This window comes from Amycolatopsis camponoti (assembly GCF_902497555.1).
GTDB classification, from domain to species: Bacteria; Actinomycetota; Actinomycetes; order Mycobacteriales; family Pseudonocardiaceae; genus Amycolatopsis; species Amycolatopsis camponoti.
The window spans coordinates 1,318,295-1,333,188 of record NZ_CABVGP010000003.1; the positions used below are offsets into that span (position 1 = coordinate 1,318,295).

At 70.1% G+C, this 14,894-nt stretch carries 13 protein-coding genes; 10 read left to right on the forward strand and 3 right to left on the reverse strand.

From position 1 onward, the window contains the following. Positions 1-16: 16 nt before the first annotated feature. A complete protein-coding gene (locus AA23TX_RS42760) occupies positions 17-382 on the reverse strand; it encodes a hypothetical protein (RefSeq protein ID WP_155548624.1) in 366 nt (121 codons plus the stop codon). 448 nt (positions 383-830) lie between these two features. Here AA23TX_RS42760 and lanKC point away from each other — a divergent pair, with 448 nt between their 5' ends. From lanKC to AA23TX_RS42780, 4 genes are all read left to right on the forward strand, one after another. Beyond that, positions 831-3,395, forward strand: coding sequence for a class III lanthionine synthetase LanKC (gene lanKC, locus AA23TX_RS42765; RefSeq protein WP_155548625.1), 2,565 nt, complete (start codon positions 831-833; stop codon positions 3,393-3,395). Between the two features lie 38 nt (positions 3,396-3,433). Further along, positions 3,434-3,577: a SapB/AmfS family lanthipeptide gene (locus AA23TX_RS42770; protein WP_155548626.1), complete on the forward strand. Its 144-nt coding sequence runs from the start codon at positions 3,434-3,436 to the stop codon at positions 3,575-3,577. 129 nt (positions 3,578-3,706) lie between these two features. Beyond that, positions 3,707-5,374 (forward strand): ABC transporter ATP-binding protein, encoded by a 1,668-nt coding sequence (locus AA23TX_RS42775; RefSeq protein ID WP_155548627.1) that lies wholly within the window; start codon positions 3,707-3,709, stop codon positions 5,372-5,374. Continuing rightward, complete coding sequence (locus AA23TX_RS42780) at positions 5,371-7,419, forward strand: ATP-binding cassette domain-containing protein (RefSeq protein ID WP_155548628.1); 2,049 nt, start codon at positions 5,371-5,373, stop codon at positions 7,417-7,419. The genes AA23TX_RS42775 and AA23TX_RS42780 overlap by 4 nt, the downstream gene beginning before the upstream one ends. A 233-nt stretch (positions 7,420-7,652) precedes the next feature. Here AA23TX_RS42780 and AA23TX_RS42785 read toward each other — a convergent pair whose 3' ends face one another. Together AA23TX_RS42785 and AA23TX_RS42790 are read right to left on the reverse strand one after the other, a co-directional pair. Then, complete coding sequence (locus AA23TX_RS42785; RefSeq protein WP_155548629.1) at positions 7,653-8,066, reverse strand: acyl-CoA thioesterase; 414 nt, start codon at positions 8,064-8,066, stop codon at positions 7,653-7,655. Next, complete coding sequence (locus AA23TX_RS42790) at positions 8,060-9,340, reverse strand: hydroxyacid-oxoacid transhydrogenase (RefSeq protein ID WP_155548630.1); 1,281 nt, start codon at positions 9,338-9,340, stop codon at positions 8,060-8,062. The genes AA23TX_RS42785 and AA23TX_RS42790 overlap by 7 nt, the downstream gene beginning before the upstream one ends. Before the next feature lie 135 nt (positions 9,341-9,475). Between AA23TX_RS42790 and AA23TX_RS42795 the strand changes: the two genes are divergently transcribed. From AA23TX_RS42795 to AA23TX_RS42815, 6 genes are all read left to right on the forward strand, one after another. Continuing rightward, positions 9,476-11,134: a thiamine pyrophosphate-binding protein gene (locus tag AA23TX_RS42795; RefSeq protein ID WP_155548631.1), complete on the forward strand. Its 1,659-nt coding sequence runs from the start codon at positions 9,476-9,478 to the stop codon at positions 11,132-11,134. 213 nt (positions 11,135-11,347) lie between these two features. Further along, positions 11,348-11,521 carry a hypothetical protein gene (locus tag AA23TX_RS49835; protein ID WP_196425844.1) on the forward strand — a complete coding sequence of 58 codons (174 nt, stop codon included), beginning with the start codon at positions 11,348-11,350 and terminating at the stop codon, positions 11,519-11,521. Between the two features lie 206 nt (positions 11,522-11,727). Further along, positions 11,728-11,931: a cold-shock protein gene (locus AA23TX_RS42800; protein WP_013222289.1), complete on the forward strand. Its 204-nt coding sequence runs from the start codon at positions 11,728-11,730 to the stop codon at positions 11,929-11,931. 64 nt (positions 11,932-11,995) lie between these two features. After that, a complete protein-coding gene (locus AA23TX_RS42805; protein WP_155548632.1) occupies positions 11,996-12,220 on the forward strand; it encodes a heavy-metal-associated domain-containing protein in 225 nt (74 codons plus the stop codon). 683 nt (positions 12,221-12,903) lie between these two features. Beyond that, complete coding sequence (locus AA23TX_RS42810) at positions 12,904-13,938, forward strand: ATP-NAD kinase family protein (RefSeq protein WP_155548633.1); 1,035 nt, start codon at positions 12,904-12,906, stop codon at positions 13,936-13,938. Next, the gene (locus AA23TX_RS42815; protein WP_155548634.1) at positions 13,935-14,891 is read left to right on the forward strand and encodes a thiamine pyrophosphate-dependent dehydrogenase E1 component subunit alpha; all 957 of its coding nucleotides are present in this window, start codon (positions 13,935-13,937) and stop codon (positions 14,889-14,891) included. Before AA23TX_RS42810 ends, AA23TX_RS42815 begins: the two co-directional genes overlap by 4 nt. Positions 14,892-14,894: the final 3 nt, after the last annotated feature.

Consider the following 14,894-nt stretch of genomic DNA (forward strand, 5'->3'; position numbering starts at 1 on the left):
GGGGCCGGTGGCCGTCCTACGCTGTTGCTCCACTCCACACCTCGTTCAGTCGCAGCACCATCACCGGGATGGCGATGCAGGCGATGCCGAGCACCGCCGTGCTCGACCGGCTCCGCTCGGCCAGGGCCCAGGCGGCGCCGACCGGCAGCACGACCAGGCTGCCGATCAGGTAGGCCAGGTAGGTCGCCAGGCTGCCCGGGCGGTCGCCGCCGACGAGCAGCACGATCCCGATCACCAGCTGGACGACCAGCAGGACCTCGACGATCGCGATCCCGATCAGGAGCGGTTTGTCCGGCAGCCGGTTGCGGGCCGACTGGACGAAGCTCCACAGCGCGACGAGCGTGGCCGCCACGGCGACCGTCACGGCGAATCCGAAGATCACCCGTTCCTCCTTCCGGTCCGCCGGCCGCCAACTTACTCCGTGGTACCGGTGGGTCCGTCCGCCGAGGTACCGCGGGCGTGGCCTGGGCCACCCGGTCCGCTCCACAGTGGACAATCCCGCTCAACGAGATATACGTGCACCGGGTTAATTGATCACGAGAAGACCTTGATGGCATTGTGCCAATTCGGCGGTTTATTCCGTGTTATCCTCGTGTGGACCTGGGGGAATGTTGGAGAAAGCTTCGTGTTACACCCCGACAGAGTGGTTGGCCATCGGCCAAGAATCACGCTGGGTTCGACTACCGACAGGTAAGTGCCCTTTTTGCCTACCTCGGATAGCCCAGTTGAACCCCCGGGTTGGCGGATAGGCGAGAGGCCGTCCGGCATGGGGGAATATTCCTCGTCCCCGGAGCCGAGTTACCCGGGGGGAACCCGGAGGGGAATCTTCGATGGACCTGCGCTACGAAGCATTTTGCTTCGCCGACCCGTTGTTCTACGACGAACAACTGGAAATCGGTGCGCCGGTCGACGATTTTTCCCAGGCGCTGCCGACGCCGGCCACCGGCTGGGTCGCCGCCGACCGCGGCATCTGGCGGTCGCTGAGCCCCGAGGGTCGCCAACTTCCCGGCCAAGGCTGGAAAATCCACGTTTCCGCCGGTCTGGACAATGCGCGGCGCGTGCTCGTGCAGGTGCACGAGTACTGTGTCGAGCACCGGATCGCCTACAAGCACCTCCGCTCGCTGATGATCCTGCTCGCCCGGAATTCGAAATACGCCCCCCGTGACGGCAGTGCCAAGCTCATCACCATTTACCCGGTTGACGAAGACGAGCTGGGGCGTGTTCTCGAAGATCTGGCGGTCCGGCTCGAAGGTGAGCACGGCGCTTATATCCTGAGCGACCTCAGATACGGCGACGGCCCACTCTACGTCCGTTACGGCGGATTCGCCGAACAGTGGGTCGAACACGAGGGCAACCGCGTCCTGGCGATCCGCAAGCCGGACGGACGGCTCGTGCCCGACAAGCGCGAACCGACGTTCTCCGTCCCCGACTGGGTGAAGATTCCGGCCTGTCTGCAGAGCAGCATCGCTGCGCGTAGAAGCGGCGACCCGGACCAGTTCCCCTACCGGGTGACGCGCTCCCTGCACTTCTCGAACGGTGGCGGCGTCTACCTCGCCGACCCCAAGGCGGGCGGCGACGAGGTCGTCCTCAAGGAAGCCCGTCCGCACGCCGGCCTGGACCGTGCGCAGATCGACGCCGTCGCACGGCTGCGCCGCGAGCACGAGGTGCTCGACGCGCTGGCCGGCGTCCCCGGCGTGCCCCGTGCCTTCGAGCACTTCACCGTCTGGGAACACCACTACCTCGCCATGGAGTACATGCCCGGCACGTCGCTCGGCAACTGGCTGGCCCGCAACTACCCGCTGACCAGGCGTGACACGACCGAAGCCGACCTCACCGCCTACGCCGCCCGCGCCTTGGCCGTGCTCGCGAAGGTCGAGGAGACGATCGAGGAGATCCACGCTCGCGGTTTCGTCTTCGGAGACCTGCACGCGCTGAACATCCTGATCGACGAGGACGACGAGAGCCGGGTCTCGCTGATCGACTTCGAGATGGCGGCGACCCTCGAGTCCGGTTCCCGGCCCGCGCTCGGCGCACCGGGTTTCCGCGCACCGGCCGACCGGACCGGCTTCGAGATCGACGAGCACGCCCTCGCGGCGTTGCGGCTGTGGATCTTCCTGCCGCTGTCCGCGTTGCTGGAGCTCGCGCCGGCGAAGCTGCGCGGCATCGCCGACTTCGTCGAGCGCCGGTTCGGCCTCCCCGAGGGCTACGCCGACGCCGCGGTCGCGGTGCTGGCTTCGCGTGACGAAACCGCGGAGCCGGCACCGGTTCACACGGAGCTCGACCAGGAGAAACCGGACTGGCCGCTGGTCCGCAAGCAGATCGCTGAGGCGATCCTGGCCAGCGCGACTCCCGAGCGCCAGGACCGGCTGTTCCCCGGCGACATCGAGCAGTTTCGCTTCGGCGGCGCCTGTTTCGGTGTCGGTGCCGCGGGCGTGCTGCACGCTCTCGACGTCGCCGGCGTCGGCCGGTTCCCCGAGCACGAGCGCTGGCTGATCGATGCGGTCCGCCGTGAGCCGCCGACCCGGCCCGGGTTCTACGACGGCAGTTACGGCATCGCGTACGTGCTGGAGAACCTCGGTCACCACGACGAGGCGAGCCGGCTGCTCGCGTCGTCGGCGCGACTCGTCGAGCAGACCACCGACCACGCGCTCGAGGGCGGACTGGCCGGGATCGGGCTGACGCAGCTGCACTTCGCCGCCGCCCGGCAGGACAACGAATTCGGCCGGCAGGCGCTCTCCACCGCCGTCCGGCTGGCCGAGGCGCTCGAGACCGCGGCCCCGCCCGGGAAGTTCGCCCGCGCGGGCCTGCTGTCCGGCTGGTCCGGTCCGGCGCTGCTGTTCATCCGCCTCTTCGAAGGCACCGGCGAACCCGCGTGGCTGGCGTTCGCCGACCAGGCGCTGCGCCGTGACCTCGAAGAATGCGTGCTCGCCGACGACGCGTCCTTGCAGGTCCGCGACGGTGCCACCCGCACCCTTCCGTACGCCGCCATCGGCAGTGCCGGAATCCTCGTGGTCGCCGAGCAGCTGGCTCGGCACCGCCCGGACGCGGTCGCCTGCGAGAGCCTCCCCGAGCTGCGTCAGTCGTGCCGCGGCGAGTTCGTGATCCACCCCGGCCTGCTCTACGGCCGGCTCGGGCTCGCGGTCGCCCTCGGCATGGGTGCCGAACCCGAGCAACGCGTCCGCGAAGCGATCGACCTGCACCTGGCCCGGCTGGCCTGGTACGCCGTGCCGTTCCGCGGCGGCCTCGCCTTCCCCGGCAACCAGCTGCTGCGGCTGTCGATGGACGTCACCACCGGCAGCGCGGGAATCCTCCTCGCGCTCGCCGCCCTCCTGGACGGCAAGGAGGTGCTGCCCTTCCTGGGCAGCACGCCGTCCCCCCACACCTCCGGTCGCTGAAGACCGGCGGAAACGAAGAAACCGATGAAAGGAACACCATGGAACTCGTTCTGGAGCTGCAGGCCCTGGAGACCCCCGAGGTGCTCAACGGTGGTCACGGTGGCGGGGGCGGCGCGCCGTCGAACCTGAGCCTGCTGGCCTCCTGCACCAACAGCACCCTCTCGCTGCTGACCTGCCACTGACCTGGCAAGTCCGTCGGCAAGTAGTGCCTAGGTGAACGGTGCGGGAGCGGCACAGGCCAAGTGCGCCGCTCCCGCACGTTCATTGTGGCCCCGGTACCGCCCCGGTGGTACCTCGTCCGAAGGAGTGAGATGCGCGGCTCCGCCGATCGGCTCCTGGTCCGGGTAGCCGGCCTCGACCGTCCGCGACTCGCCGCCATCGTCGTCACCGCCCTGGTCGCCACCGTGGCCGGGCTGCTCCTTCCGGGCGCGCTCGCGGCCGCGGTCGACGCCGTGGTCGCGGGCCGCCCGAGCTGGCCTGAAGTCTCGTGGCTGTTGTTCGTGGGTGGCGCGGAAATCGCGGCCGACGTCGTCGGCGGGATCCTGACCACCCGCGTGACGGCGACGGCGTCCGCGTGGTTGCGCCGCACCCTTTCCGACAAGCTCTTCACGCTCGGCGCCCGGTCGCGTTTCGCCGAGGGCGACGCGATCAGCCGCCTCACCGGCGACTGCGTCGGCGCCGGCGGCATCGTGACGATCGTCGTCCAGTGCGGCTCGATGCTGGTCATCTCGACCGGCGCCGTGGTGCTGCTCGCCGTGCAGGACTGGCGGCTGGCGCTCGTCTTCCTCGGCAGCATCCCGTTCGCGCTGCTGCTCGCCCGCAGCCACCTCAAGCACACCGCCGACGACGTCCTCGCCTACCAGCAGGTTTCCGGCGAGCTCGCCGCCCGGATGGTCGACGCGGTCGCCGGCCTCCGCACGATCGCGGCGTCCGGCACAGCCGACCGCGAAGCCGAGCGCGTGCTGCGCCCCCTGCCGAAGCTGGGTCTGGCGGGGCTCGGCATCTGGCGCACCCAGGCCCGGATGGTCTGGCGCGCCGGCCTGCTGACGCCGGCGGTCGAGATCTCCGTGCTGGCCGCGGCCGGCTTCGGCGTCCTCGCGGGCCGGCTCAGCGTCGGCGACGTCGTGGGCACGCTCGGCTACGTCGCGCTCGGCCTGGGCCTGGTCACCCAGATCCCGCTGCTCACCATGCTGTCCCGGGCGCGCGGCTGCGCCGAACGGCTCGTCGAGGTTCTCGACGAGCCCGAACTCGTGCCCGGAAAGCTCCCGCTGCTACCCGGCGACGGCACCGTCGAACTTCGCCACATCGGCGTGACGGGCGCACTGGCGGAGATCGACCTGCGCATCGACGGCGGTACCGTCCTCGCGGTCGTCGGCCGGTCGGGCGCGGGCAAGTCCGCGCTGGCCGGCGTGCTCGGCGGACTGATCACGCCCGACGAAGGCCAGGTCCTCCTCGACGGCCGCCCGATCGAGCGCCTCCGCCGCGAGGAGCTGCGCGCGGTCGTCGGCTACGCCTTCGAACGGCCGGCACTGCTCGGCGCGACGGTCGCCGACGCGGTCGGCTACGGCACCTGGGCCGGCGAGTCCGCCGTCCGCACCGCGTGCCGGACCGCGCAGGTCGACGAGGTCGTCGTCCGCCTGCCCGACGGCTACCGCACGCCGTTGGCCGAGACGCCGCTTTCGGGCGGCGAAGCCCAGCGCCTCGGCTTGGCCCGTGCGATCGTGCACAACCCGCGCATCCTGATCTTCGACGACGCCACGGCCAGCCTCGACACGGTCACCGAGGCCGCGGTCGAGCGCGCCTTGGCCGACGCGCTGCCGGGCCGCACCCGCGTCGTCGTGACCCATCGCGCGGGCACCGCTGCCCGCGCCGACCTGGTGGTCTGGCTCGAGGAGGGCCGGATCCGCGCGGTGGCCCCGCACGCCGCCCTCTGGCAGGAGCCCGGCTACCGCGGTGTTTTCACGGAGGACGACGAGTGAGCCTGCACCGGTTGTACTGGTCCGCGCTCGCCGGGCAGTGGCGTGGCGGTGCGGTGCTGCTCGTGTGTTCACTGCTCGAAGGCGTACCTGCTTTCTTCTCGGGACGGCTCGTCGAGCTGTCCGTGGACCGTGGGTTTTCGGTCGGCGACCCGGCGGCCGGCCTCGGCTGGCTGACGTTGTTCGGGCTCGCCGCCGTGCTCGGCGCGTTCGGCTCGCGGATGGTGTGGCACCAGCTCGGCAAGGTGGTCGAGCCGCTGCGCGACGCCCTGGTGACCGCGGTCGTCCGTGGTGTGCTGCACGACGAGTCCCCGCCGCGCAACCAGCCGGACTCCAGCGGCGTCGCCCGGATCACCCAGCACGTCGAAGTGGTCCGCGACGCGACCGCCGGCCTGTTGGTGCAGGCCCGCGGCATGCTGGTGACGACGGCGTCCGCGCTCGCCGGCCTCGTGACGGTCGCCGGCGCGCTGGTGGTTCCGGTCGCGGTGCCGGTGGTCGTGTCGTTGGTCGTCTTCGCCTGTCTCCTTCCCTCTCTGGCTCGCCGCCAGCGCGCGCTTGCGCTGGCCGACGAGCACACGGCTGCGACGGCCGGCGCCTCCCTGGCCGGCATGCGCGACATCGTGGCCTGCGGTGCCGAGCCGATCGCCGCACTGGCGATGTATGACGCGGTCGACGAGCAGGCGACGGCCGCGATCCGCGTGGCGCGGTCGAGTGCCCTCCGAGCCCTGGTGATCTCGCTTGGCGGGTTCATCCCGTTGTTGCTCGCGCTGGCGTTGGCGCCGGGCCTGGTGGCCCGCGGCGAACTGACCGCGGGCGCGGCACTCGGCGCGCTCGTCTACCTGGCCACGACGATGCAGCCGGCCCTCCGCGGTCTCGCCGCCACGGCAGGCACCGTCGTCTTACGCCTGCTGGTCGCACTCCGCAGGCTGGCGGAGACGGCCGAGCTGCCCGCCGTACCCGACGGCACCGCGACTCCGCGCGGCACCGACGTCCAGGTTCGTGCCCTGACGTTCGGCTGGGGCGCGACGGCCGAACCCGTGGTCCGCGGACTGGACCTGGACCTGCGGCCGGGGGAGCACCTCGCCGTCGTCGGACCGAGTGGCATCGGCAAGTCGACATTGGCCGGCTTGCTGACCGGGATGCTGACGCCACAGGAAGGCCGGGTCCTGCTGGGCGGCGTCCCGGTCAGGGACGTGCCCACGGCGCTCCGCCACGAGCTGGTGGCGCTGATCCCGCAAGAGGCGTACGTCTTCGCGGGAACTGTGCGGGACAACGTCGGCCTGTTCGCGTCGTCAGCCTCGGACGACACACTGCTGGCCGCCGTGGACGCGGTAGGCGCGGGCGCGTTGCTTCGGCGCCTGGGCGGTCTCCACGCCGAGATCGGTCACGGCGGCGAAGGCATCTCCGCGGGCGAAGCGCAGTTGCTCGCGCTGGCCAGGGTCTACGCCAGTTCGGCGGAATTCGTGATCCTCGATGAAGCCACCTCCCATCTCGACCCGGTGTCGGAAGCCCGTGCGGAGCGGGCCTTCGCCGCGCGGGGTGGTGTTCTGGTAGTGATCGCGCACCGGCTTTCGTCGGCGTTGCGCGCGGATCGCGTCGTCGTCATGGACGGCCGCGAGACCGCTCTGGGCCGCCACACCGACCTGTTGGCCAGGTCGGCGCGGTACGCCGAACTCATGCAGGCCTGGGCGACACCGGTGGCTGGGGAAGCAGCCACCGGTGCCGAGCCGACCGCGGGTGCAGGCAGCCAACCGGCCGGTACCGGGGGCTCGCCGCCTGCGTGCAGTGGCGCGGCCGTTGGCGGGGCGCCTGCCGGCAACGGCCGCGCGACCACTGCGAATCCGCCAGTGGGCACAGGGTCTGCGGTCGCCGCCGGGGCGCCTGCCGGCGACGAAGCCGCAGCTACTGCTGGTCCAACTTCGGATGTGGGGTCCGCCGCGGGCACGCCTGCCGGCAACGGAGCCACGAGCGGGCTGCCTTCTCACAGCGGTGCCACCGGATCGACGCCTAGGCCGCCATCCGTGTCGCGAGCCGCTCGAGTGAGCTGACTTCCCGTCCATTGTGGACGTATCTCTGGGGACTTCCAGATTATCGCGGCCGAACGGCCGGGGAACCCCTCGTCGCGAATCTGTGGACAACTCGCCGATCTTTTCCCCGCCTGTGGACAACTCGGGCCGTCGGACCGGTTCTGTCGGTGCCGTCGTGCATGATCGGAAACACGGGAAGAACCCGGCCCGGAACCGGCACCGTCAGAGAGGAGGTGAACCGCCGGCGGTCGACGTCATCCGGGTTGCAGTGCTTCCAATGCCTCACGCAGCTTGCCGGCGAGCGGTGCCGGCCGGCGGGACTCGCGGTCCACAAAGACGTGCACGAAGTGCCCTTCCGCGACCAGGGACTCGTCGGCGGCGTACATGCCGATCTCGTAGCGCACGCTGGACTTCCCGAGGTGCGCCACGCGCAAACCCACCCGCAACGTCCCAGGAAAGGAAACCGATGAGTGATAGCCGCAGTGCGACTCGACGCACAGCCCGATCACCTCCCCGGCTTCGATGTCGAGGCCGCCCTGCTCGATCAGCCAGGTGTTGATCACGGTGTCCATCAGGGAGTAGTGCACCACGTTGTTGACGTGCCCGTAGACGTCGTTGTCCTTCCAGCGCAACGGAACCGTCTGCCAGTGCGGGTACCCGTTCACCACAGTGACACCGACTCGCGCAGGATGCCGGAAAGGTCATCCGTGGACGCCTCACGGGGTGCGGTCGCCAGCAGCCGCTGCTGCTTCAGCGTTCCCTCGACCAGGGAGTCCACATCGGACTCCGTGTAGCCGACGGCACCGATGCCGTCCGGGATGCCGATCTGCCGCATCAGGTCGATCAGCACTGCGGGCAGGTGGTCGGCGAAGTCACCCGGCCACTCGAAGTCGGGCGCCAGCAGGCGCGCGACGCGCAGGTGGCGGTCCGGCGCGGCGTCGAAGGTGAAGCGGAACGCGGCGGGCGCGGTCAGCGACACGGCCATGCCGTGCGGGACCATGGGTTCTTCGCCCGGGTAGCCGTCCGGGTGGAAATCCCTGACCTGGCCGGCGATCGGGTACGCGTTGGCGTGCGGGATGTGCACGCCGGCGTTGCCGAACCCGAGCCCGGCGAACGTCGCGGCCAGGGCCATGGCTTCGCGCGCCTTGAGGTCGTCGCCGTCGCGGACGGCGGCGGGGAGGGCCCACGACAGCAGTCGCAGTGACTGCTCGGCGAACATGTCGGCCAGCGGGTTCGCGCCGCAATACGGCACACGCTGCTCCGGGCGCTTGCGCTCGAACTCGGTGTACGGCTTCGCGGTGTAGCTCTCGGCGGCGTGGCAGAGGATGTCCATGCCGCTGGCCGCGGTCACGCCGGCGGGCTGGCTGATGGTGAGCCGGGGGTCGACGACGGCGAGGGTCGGGCGCAGCCGCAGGTGGCTGATCCCGCTCTTGACGCGCAGGGACAGCACGTCGAGCACGCAGACCGTGGTGCTCTCCGAGCCGGTGCCGGTGGTCGTGGGAACGGCGACCAGCGGCTTCAGCGGGCGGTCCGGCGCGCGGCCGCCGCCGACCGGGGCGTTGACGTAGTCCATCAGCTCGCCGTCGTTGCTGGTGAGCAGGTTCGCCGCCTTGGCGGTATCGATGGCCGACCCGCCGCCCACGGCGACGAAGGCGTCGTACGGACCGGTTCCGCGGGCGAAGTCAACCGCCTTCTGCATGCTGACATCGGTGGGTTCGACGTGTACGCCGTCGAAGACCTCGGCTTCGATGCCGTAGCCCGCGATCCCGTCGGCGATGCGGCGCGGCCAGCCGGTCGCGGCGACCTGTGGATCCGTCACGACGAGCACGCGGTGCACGCCGTACTGGGTCAGGTCGTAGCCGATCTCGTCGCTCGAGCCGGTGCCGTACTTCAACGCCGGTGCGCCATAAGTAAAAACGGTTTCATGTTCGGTCGCGGCCAAGACTGCGGTCCTCGCTCCCTTGATCGGCTAGCAGTCGGTCAAAGCGGACATTCAGCCCATCCTTACCGGGTTTCGGCGAAGATCACTTGACTGCACTGAACGGTGCCCGCCTAAGCTCTCCTCATTAGATACCAACTGGGAGCGACCGTCGCCCAGACGGCCGTGCGGATCCTGACCGAGGCACGGGTCCGCCGCGTGTACGCGGTGGTCGGCGAGTCCTTCCTGGAACTGCTCGACGCCCTGCAGCGCGAGCGGGAGATCACGCTGGTCTCGGCGCGCCACGACGCGGGTGCGGCCTTCATGGCGGAGGCGGAGGGCAAGCTCACCGAGCGGCCCGCCGTGCTGCTCGCCAGCCGGGGGCCGAGTGCGGCGAGCCTGGCGATCGGCGTCCAGACGGCGTACCAAGACGAGACGCCGATGGTCGTGTTGCTGGAGACGCCGGCGACGGAGCCGGTGCCGTCGTCGTCCGGGGAGCTGCCGACGTCGGACCTGACGGCGATGTTCGAGTCGATCGCCAAGTCGACGCTGCGGGTGACCGACCCGGACAGCCTGCCCAGCCTGCTCGCGCACGCGCTGACGACGTCGCAGGAAGGACGTCCGGGGCCGGTCGTGCTCGGGGTGCCCTGCGACATCTGGGGCATGCCCTACGACGCGGCGAAGCCGATGGCGCGGGTCCGGCCGCCGGCTTCCGGCACGCTGGGCCGTTCGGCTGACGCCGTGGCGCAACTGGTGGACGAGGCCAAGTACCCCGTGGTCATCGTCGGCGGTCGGGCCCGGTCCGCGCGTGACGAGCTGATCGCGGTCGCCGACGAGCTCGCGCTGCCCGTCTACAACGCCTTCCGGCGACAGGACGCCTTCCCGGAGAACCACGCTCGGTACGCCGGCCACCTCGGGCTCGGCATCCCGGCGCGGCAGCTGGACGCCCTGGAACGGGCCGATCTGGTCCTCGCTCTCGGCACCCAGCTCGACGAGGTCACCACCCAGGCCTACCGCTACCCGACGGCTCAACAGACGCTGATCCTGGTCGGCACCGGCATCGACGTCAGCTCGCGGCGGCGTGGGCTGACCTTCCGCGTCGACTCCGAGGTCGAGCCGTTCCTGCGGGAGCTGCGCGAGGTGGCGTCGCCGCGGACGCGGCGGGCTTCGGCGGCGAACGCGGCCGTCCACACCTTCATGACCCCGCCCGACACGAGCGGCAACACCCGGGTGCACCCGGTGGACGTCGTCCGCGCGCTGCGGAAGCTGGCGCCCGAGGACACCATCGTGACCAGCGACGCCGGCAACTTCGCGCAGTTCATGCACCGGTACTGGTGCTTCACCGCGCCGCGCAGCCAGCTCGGCCCGAGCAACGCCGCGATGGGCTACGCCGTTCCGGCCGCTGTGGCGGCGAAACTGGCCGAGCCGAGGCGGACCGTGGTAGCCATGGTGGGGGACGCCGGGACGCTGATGACCGGCCAGGAGATCGAAACGGCCGTGCGGTACCGGGCGCCGGTGATGGTCGTCGTCTTCCAAAATGGCGTCCACGGCGCGCTCGCCATGCATCAAGCCCGCACACACGGCAGGCTGTCCGGTGTCTCCATCCCGCTGACGGACTTCGCGTCCTGGGCGCGTGGGCTCGGCGCGGCCGGGTACACGGTGGACGATCGTGAGGAGCTCGAACCGATCATCGCCAGCGCACTGGTGCGGCAGCGCCCGTGCGTCATCGATGTGCGCACAGACCCGGACGTGGTGACCCCGGACGTGCGGCTTTCGGCCCTGCTCGGGCAAGCGCGTCCGCAACCGCCCGCCCAGTAAGGGTTTGCTCGGTTTCGCTTCGGAAAACGCCGGGTAAGTTCTGTGGTAGCACGGCGGCGGCTCAGGTAATCTGGCCTTGTTCCGGTGGTGGTTCGCCGCTGAACCTTCCCGGCCGGGTCCCGGCGGGAAACAACCGGTTTCTGTCGGTGCCGCATGGCACCATCACGGTCATGACCCGCGCCGAAGCGGGCAGGGAACGAGGGGAGTTTCGACGTGACCGATCACCAGCGCACATCCGAAGCAGCGCGTAAGTCCTCGGGCGTCGTACCGGTGCTGTTCAGCGCCAGCGCGGAGGCCCACGACGACGCCGTCGTCGCCGCCGAGCGCGACACGACCTGGCGGTCGCCGTTCAGCTCGGAGGGGTTGCGCCCGGCGAGTGGCGAATAGCTCACCCTGTCCGGGTGACGACGGGTTGTCCGCCCTGCTCAAGGTGTGCTTTACTGCCCATGGTCTCGATTTTTGTGTTCGTGTTGAGTCACGCTCGCAGATATCAGCGGGCGTAGTGTCTCCTCGCCGAGGAAGCAAACCGTCCCCGTGTTGACCCGGGGCGCCGAAGTGGCTTCCCGTTTTTGTGGTTGCATATGGAGATTTTGATGACTCAGGGCACTGTGAAGTGGTTCAACTCCGAGAAGGGGTTCGGCTTCATCACCCCCGACAACGGTGGCGGCGACGTCTTCGTTCACTACAGCGAGATCCAGGGTAACGGCTTCAAGAGCCTCGAGGAGAACGCTCGCGTCGAGTTCGAGATCGGCCAGGGCCAGAAGGGCCCGCAGGCCACGTCGGTCACCGTGATCTGACTTTGATCTTGGGAAAGGGCCGTCACCCGTTCGGGGTGACGGCCCTTTTCGTATGCTGCGCACCATGATCGAGCACGGTTACGCCGTCTCCGGGATGAGCTGCGGGCACTGCGCGCAGTCGGTCACCGAAGAACTCACCGGTCTGCCGGGAGTGACCGAAGTGGACGTCGACGTCGCGACCGGCCGTGTGGTCGTTCGCGCCGAAGGTCCGCTGGTGGAGGACGATGTGCGGGCCGCGGTCGAGGAAGCCGGCTTCTCCTACGAGGGCACGGCGAACCTCGTCTCGTAGTTCTTCGCCGGGGGTTGACCTCGGTTCGTTCTTCTCCGCCGGGGTGATATCCAGGTTGGACAGTCCACTGGAGATCGGAGCCGGTGTGATCTTCGGCTCAGACCGTCAGCGGCCGCCGACGTGACACGCGCGCCGCGGACCGGCCGCGGCTGCGCGGCGGAATGACCAGGCGGCGAGCCTGGCTGGGCAGTGGAGCAACGGCCGCGCGATCCGTCGGCACAGCGCTCGGAGGCAAGTGGTAGCCGGCTTGATGCGGCTAGTACGGCACGCGACGCGGAGGGCACGCCTGCTCGATTCGGCTCGCGCAGTACTCGGGCGCAGTGGGCTCACCTGATCGCTCCGGTCGGCGCAGCGCATGGCGCGCCCACCTCGATCCGGCCGGCACTACCGAGCGGCCGAGCCACCGAGCGACCAAGGTCGCGCCGCCGAGCCACCGAGCCACCGAGCCACCGAGCGGCCGGCGGCCGAGCCACCGAGCGGCCAGCGGCCGAGCCACCGAGCGGCCGAGCGACCAGCCACCGAGCGGCCGAGCGACCAGCCACCGAGCGGCCAAGCGACCAAGGTCGAGCGACCAAAGCCGAGCGGACCGGCAAGCTCCTGTGAACACTGCAACGCCCTGCAACCCTTCCCTTTCGGGCCGCTACGGAGTCTTCTGTTCTCCGGTGCGGTGACAGGAGGTCAGGTTGGGCGAGACGGTGGCGGGGATCGTCGCGAATCCGGCTTCGGGGCGGGACATCCGCCGGCTGGTTGCGCAGGCTTCCGTGTTCCCCACCGCGGAAAAGGCGAACATGGTCCAGCGGCTGCTGGCCGCCTTCGCGGTTACCGGCCTTGATCGGGCCCTGGTCTCCACTGATCTCGGGGGCATTTCCGCCGCTGTGCTCAAAGCTCTCGGGCGCGGGGGGACCTGGCCGACCGTCGACTTCTGTGCCGACGATCCCATCACCGGGACCGCCGCCGATACGACCAATGCCGTGCGCCGGATGGTCGAGGCCGGGGCTGGGGTCATTGTCGTGCTCGGTGGGGATGGCACCGCTCGCGTTGCCGCCGCCGCCTGCGAAGACGTTCCGATCCTCGCCCTCTCCACCGGGACCAACAACGCCTTCCCGCAGATGCGGGAGGCGACCGTCGCCGGGTTGGCGGCCGGGCTGATCGCCTCCGGGCAGGTCGATCCCGATCTCGTCACGCACCGCGTCAGCGTGCTCGAAGTCGTCACCAAGGCTCGCCGGGAGATCGCGCTCGTCGATGTCTGTGTCTCGTCGAGCCGGCACATCGGGGCTCGGGCGCTGTGGGATCCCGCCTCGCTCACCGAGCTCTACTGCACCTTCGCCGAACCCGACGGCATCGGCCTCTCCAGCGTCCCGGGGCAGCTCTGCCCGAGCCCGCGATCCAGCCCGGACGGCGTCGCGCTGCAGCTCGGGCCCGTCGACGAGACGCCCTACGTCGTGCACGCGCCCATCGCGCCCGGGCTCGTGCGGCCCGTCGGGGTGCGGGGGTGGGGCGTGCTCAAACCCGGGATGCGCGTCGAGCTGGCCGCGTCCGGTGGCGTCATCGCTCTGGACGGCGAGCGCGAACTCGAGCTCAAGACGGGCGAAAGCGCGTTCGTCGAGCTCAAGCCGGACGGGCCGTGGGTCGTGGACGTCCGGGCGGTGATGGCGGAAGCGGCACGGAAAGGGCTGTTGCGCACGGAAACCGAACTGGGGAAGGAGCGTCGAAGATGACGGACACCCTGCGGGAGGCGTATCGCGTGATGCGCACCATCCGAGCGTTCGAAGAGCGGGTGCACGACGAGTTCGCGACGGGCGAAATCCCCGGGTTCGTGCACCTCTACGCCGGTGAGGAAGCGTCCGCCGCAGGGGTCTGCGCCCACCTCGACGACCGTGACGCCATCGCCAGCACCCACCGCGGCCACGGCCACGGCATCGCCAAGGGCGTCGACGTCAAAGCCATGATGGCCGAGATCTTCGGTCGCAAGACAGGATCCTGTCACGGCAAGGGTGGCTCGATGCACATCGCCGACCTTTCGAAGGGGATGCTCGGCGCCAGCGGCATCGTCGGCGGCGGCCCGCCGCTCATCTGCGGCACCGCCCTCGCCGCCAAGCAGCAGCACACCGGCGGCGTCGGCGTCGCCTTCTTCGGCGACGGCGCCGGCAACCAGGGGGCGACGCTCGAGGCGCTGAACCTCGCGTCGGTCTGGGACCTCCCAGCCCTCTTCGTCGCCGAGAACAACAGCTACGCCGAAGCGACGTCGAGCACCTGGTCCGTCGCCTCGGACAACATCGCCGACCGCGCCGCCGGGTTCGGCGTGCCGGGCGTGATCATCGACGGGTTCGACTTCTTCGCCGTCCACGAAGCCGCGGGGGAGGCCATCGAACGCGCCCGCGGCGGCGGTGGCCCGACGCTCATCGAGGTCAAGTTCAGCCGCTGCTTCGGGCCCTTCGGGGGCGACCAGCAGACCTACCGGGCCGGCGAAGCCGCCGACGCGCGCGAGAACCTCGACTGCCTCAAGCGGTTCCGGGAACGCGTCACCGACAACGGTGAGCTGCCCGGACAGGTCCTCGACGACATCGACGCCGAAGTCGCGAAGCTCATCGAAGACGCCGTCGCCGAGGCGAAGGCCGCGCCGAAACCCGCGAAGGAAGACCTCGAGACCGACGTCTACGTGTCCTACTGAGGA

What these genes read in the sequence shown, in the direction of transcription:
- lanKC (WP_155548625.1), top strand. Translation starts at nt 831, where the DNA reads ATGGACCTGCGCTACGAAGCATTTTGCTTCGCCGACCCGTTGTTCTAC.
- AA23TX_RS42770 (WP_155548626.1), top strand. Translation starts at nt 3,434, where the DNA reads ATGGAACTCGTTCTGGAGCTGCAGGCCCTGGAGACCCCCGAGGTGCTC.
- AA23TX_RS42775 (WP_155548627.1), top strand. Translation starts at nt 3,707, where the DNA reads ATGCGCGGCTCCGCCGATCGGCTCCTGGTCCGGGTAGCCGGCCTCGAC.
- AA23TX_RS42800 (WP_013222289.1), top strand. Translation starts at nt 11,728, where the DNA reads ATGACTCAGGGCACTGTGAAGTGGTTCAACTCCGAGAAGGGGTTCGGC.
- AA23TX_RS42805 (WP_155548632.1), top strand. Translation starts at nt 11,996, where the DNA reads ATGATCGAGCACGGTTACGCCGTCTCCGGGATGAGCTGCGGGCACTGC.
- AA23TX_RS42815 (WP_155548634.1), top strand. Translation starts at nt 13,935, where the DNA reads ATGACGGACACCCTGCGGGAGGCGTATCGCGTGATGCGCACCATCCGA.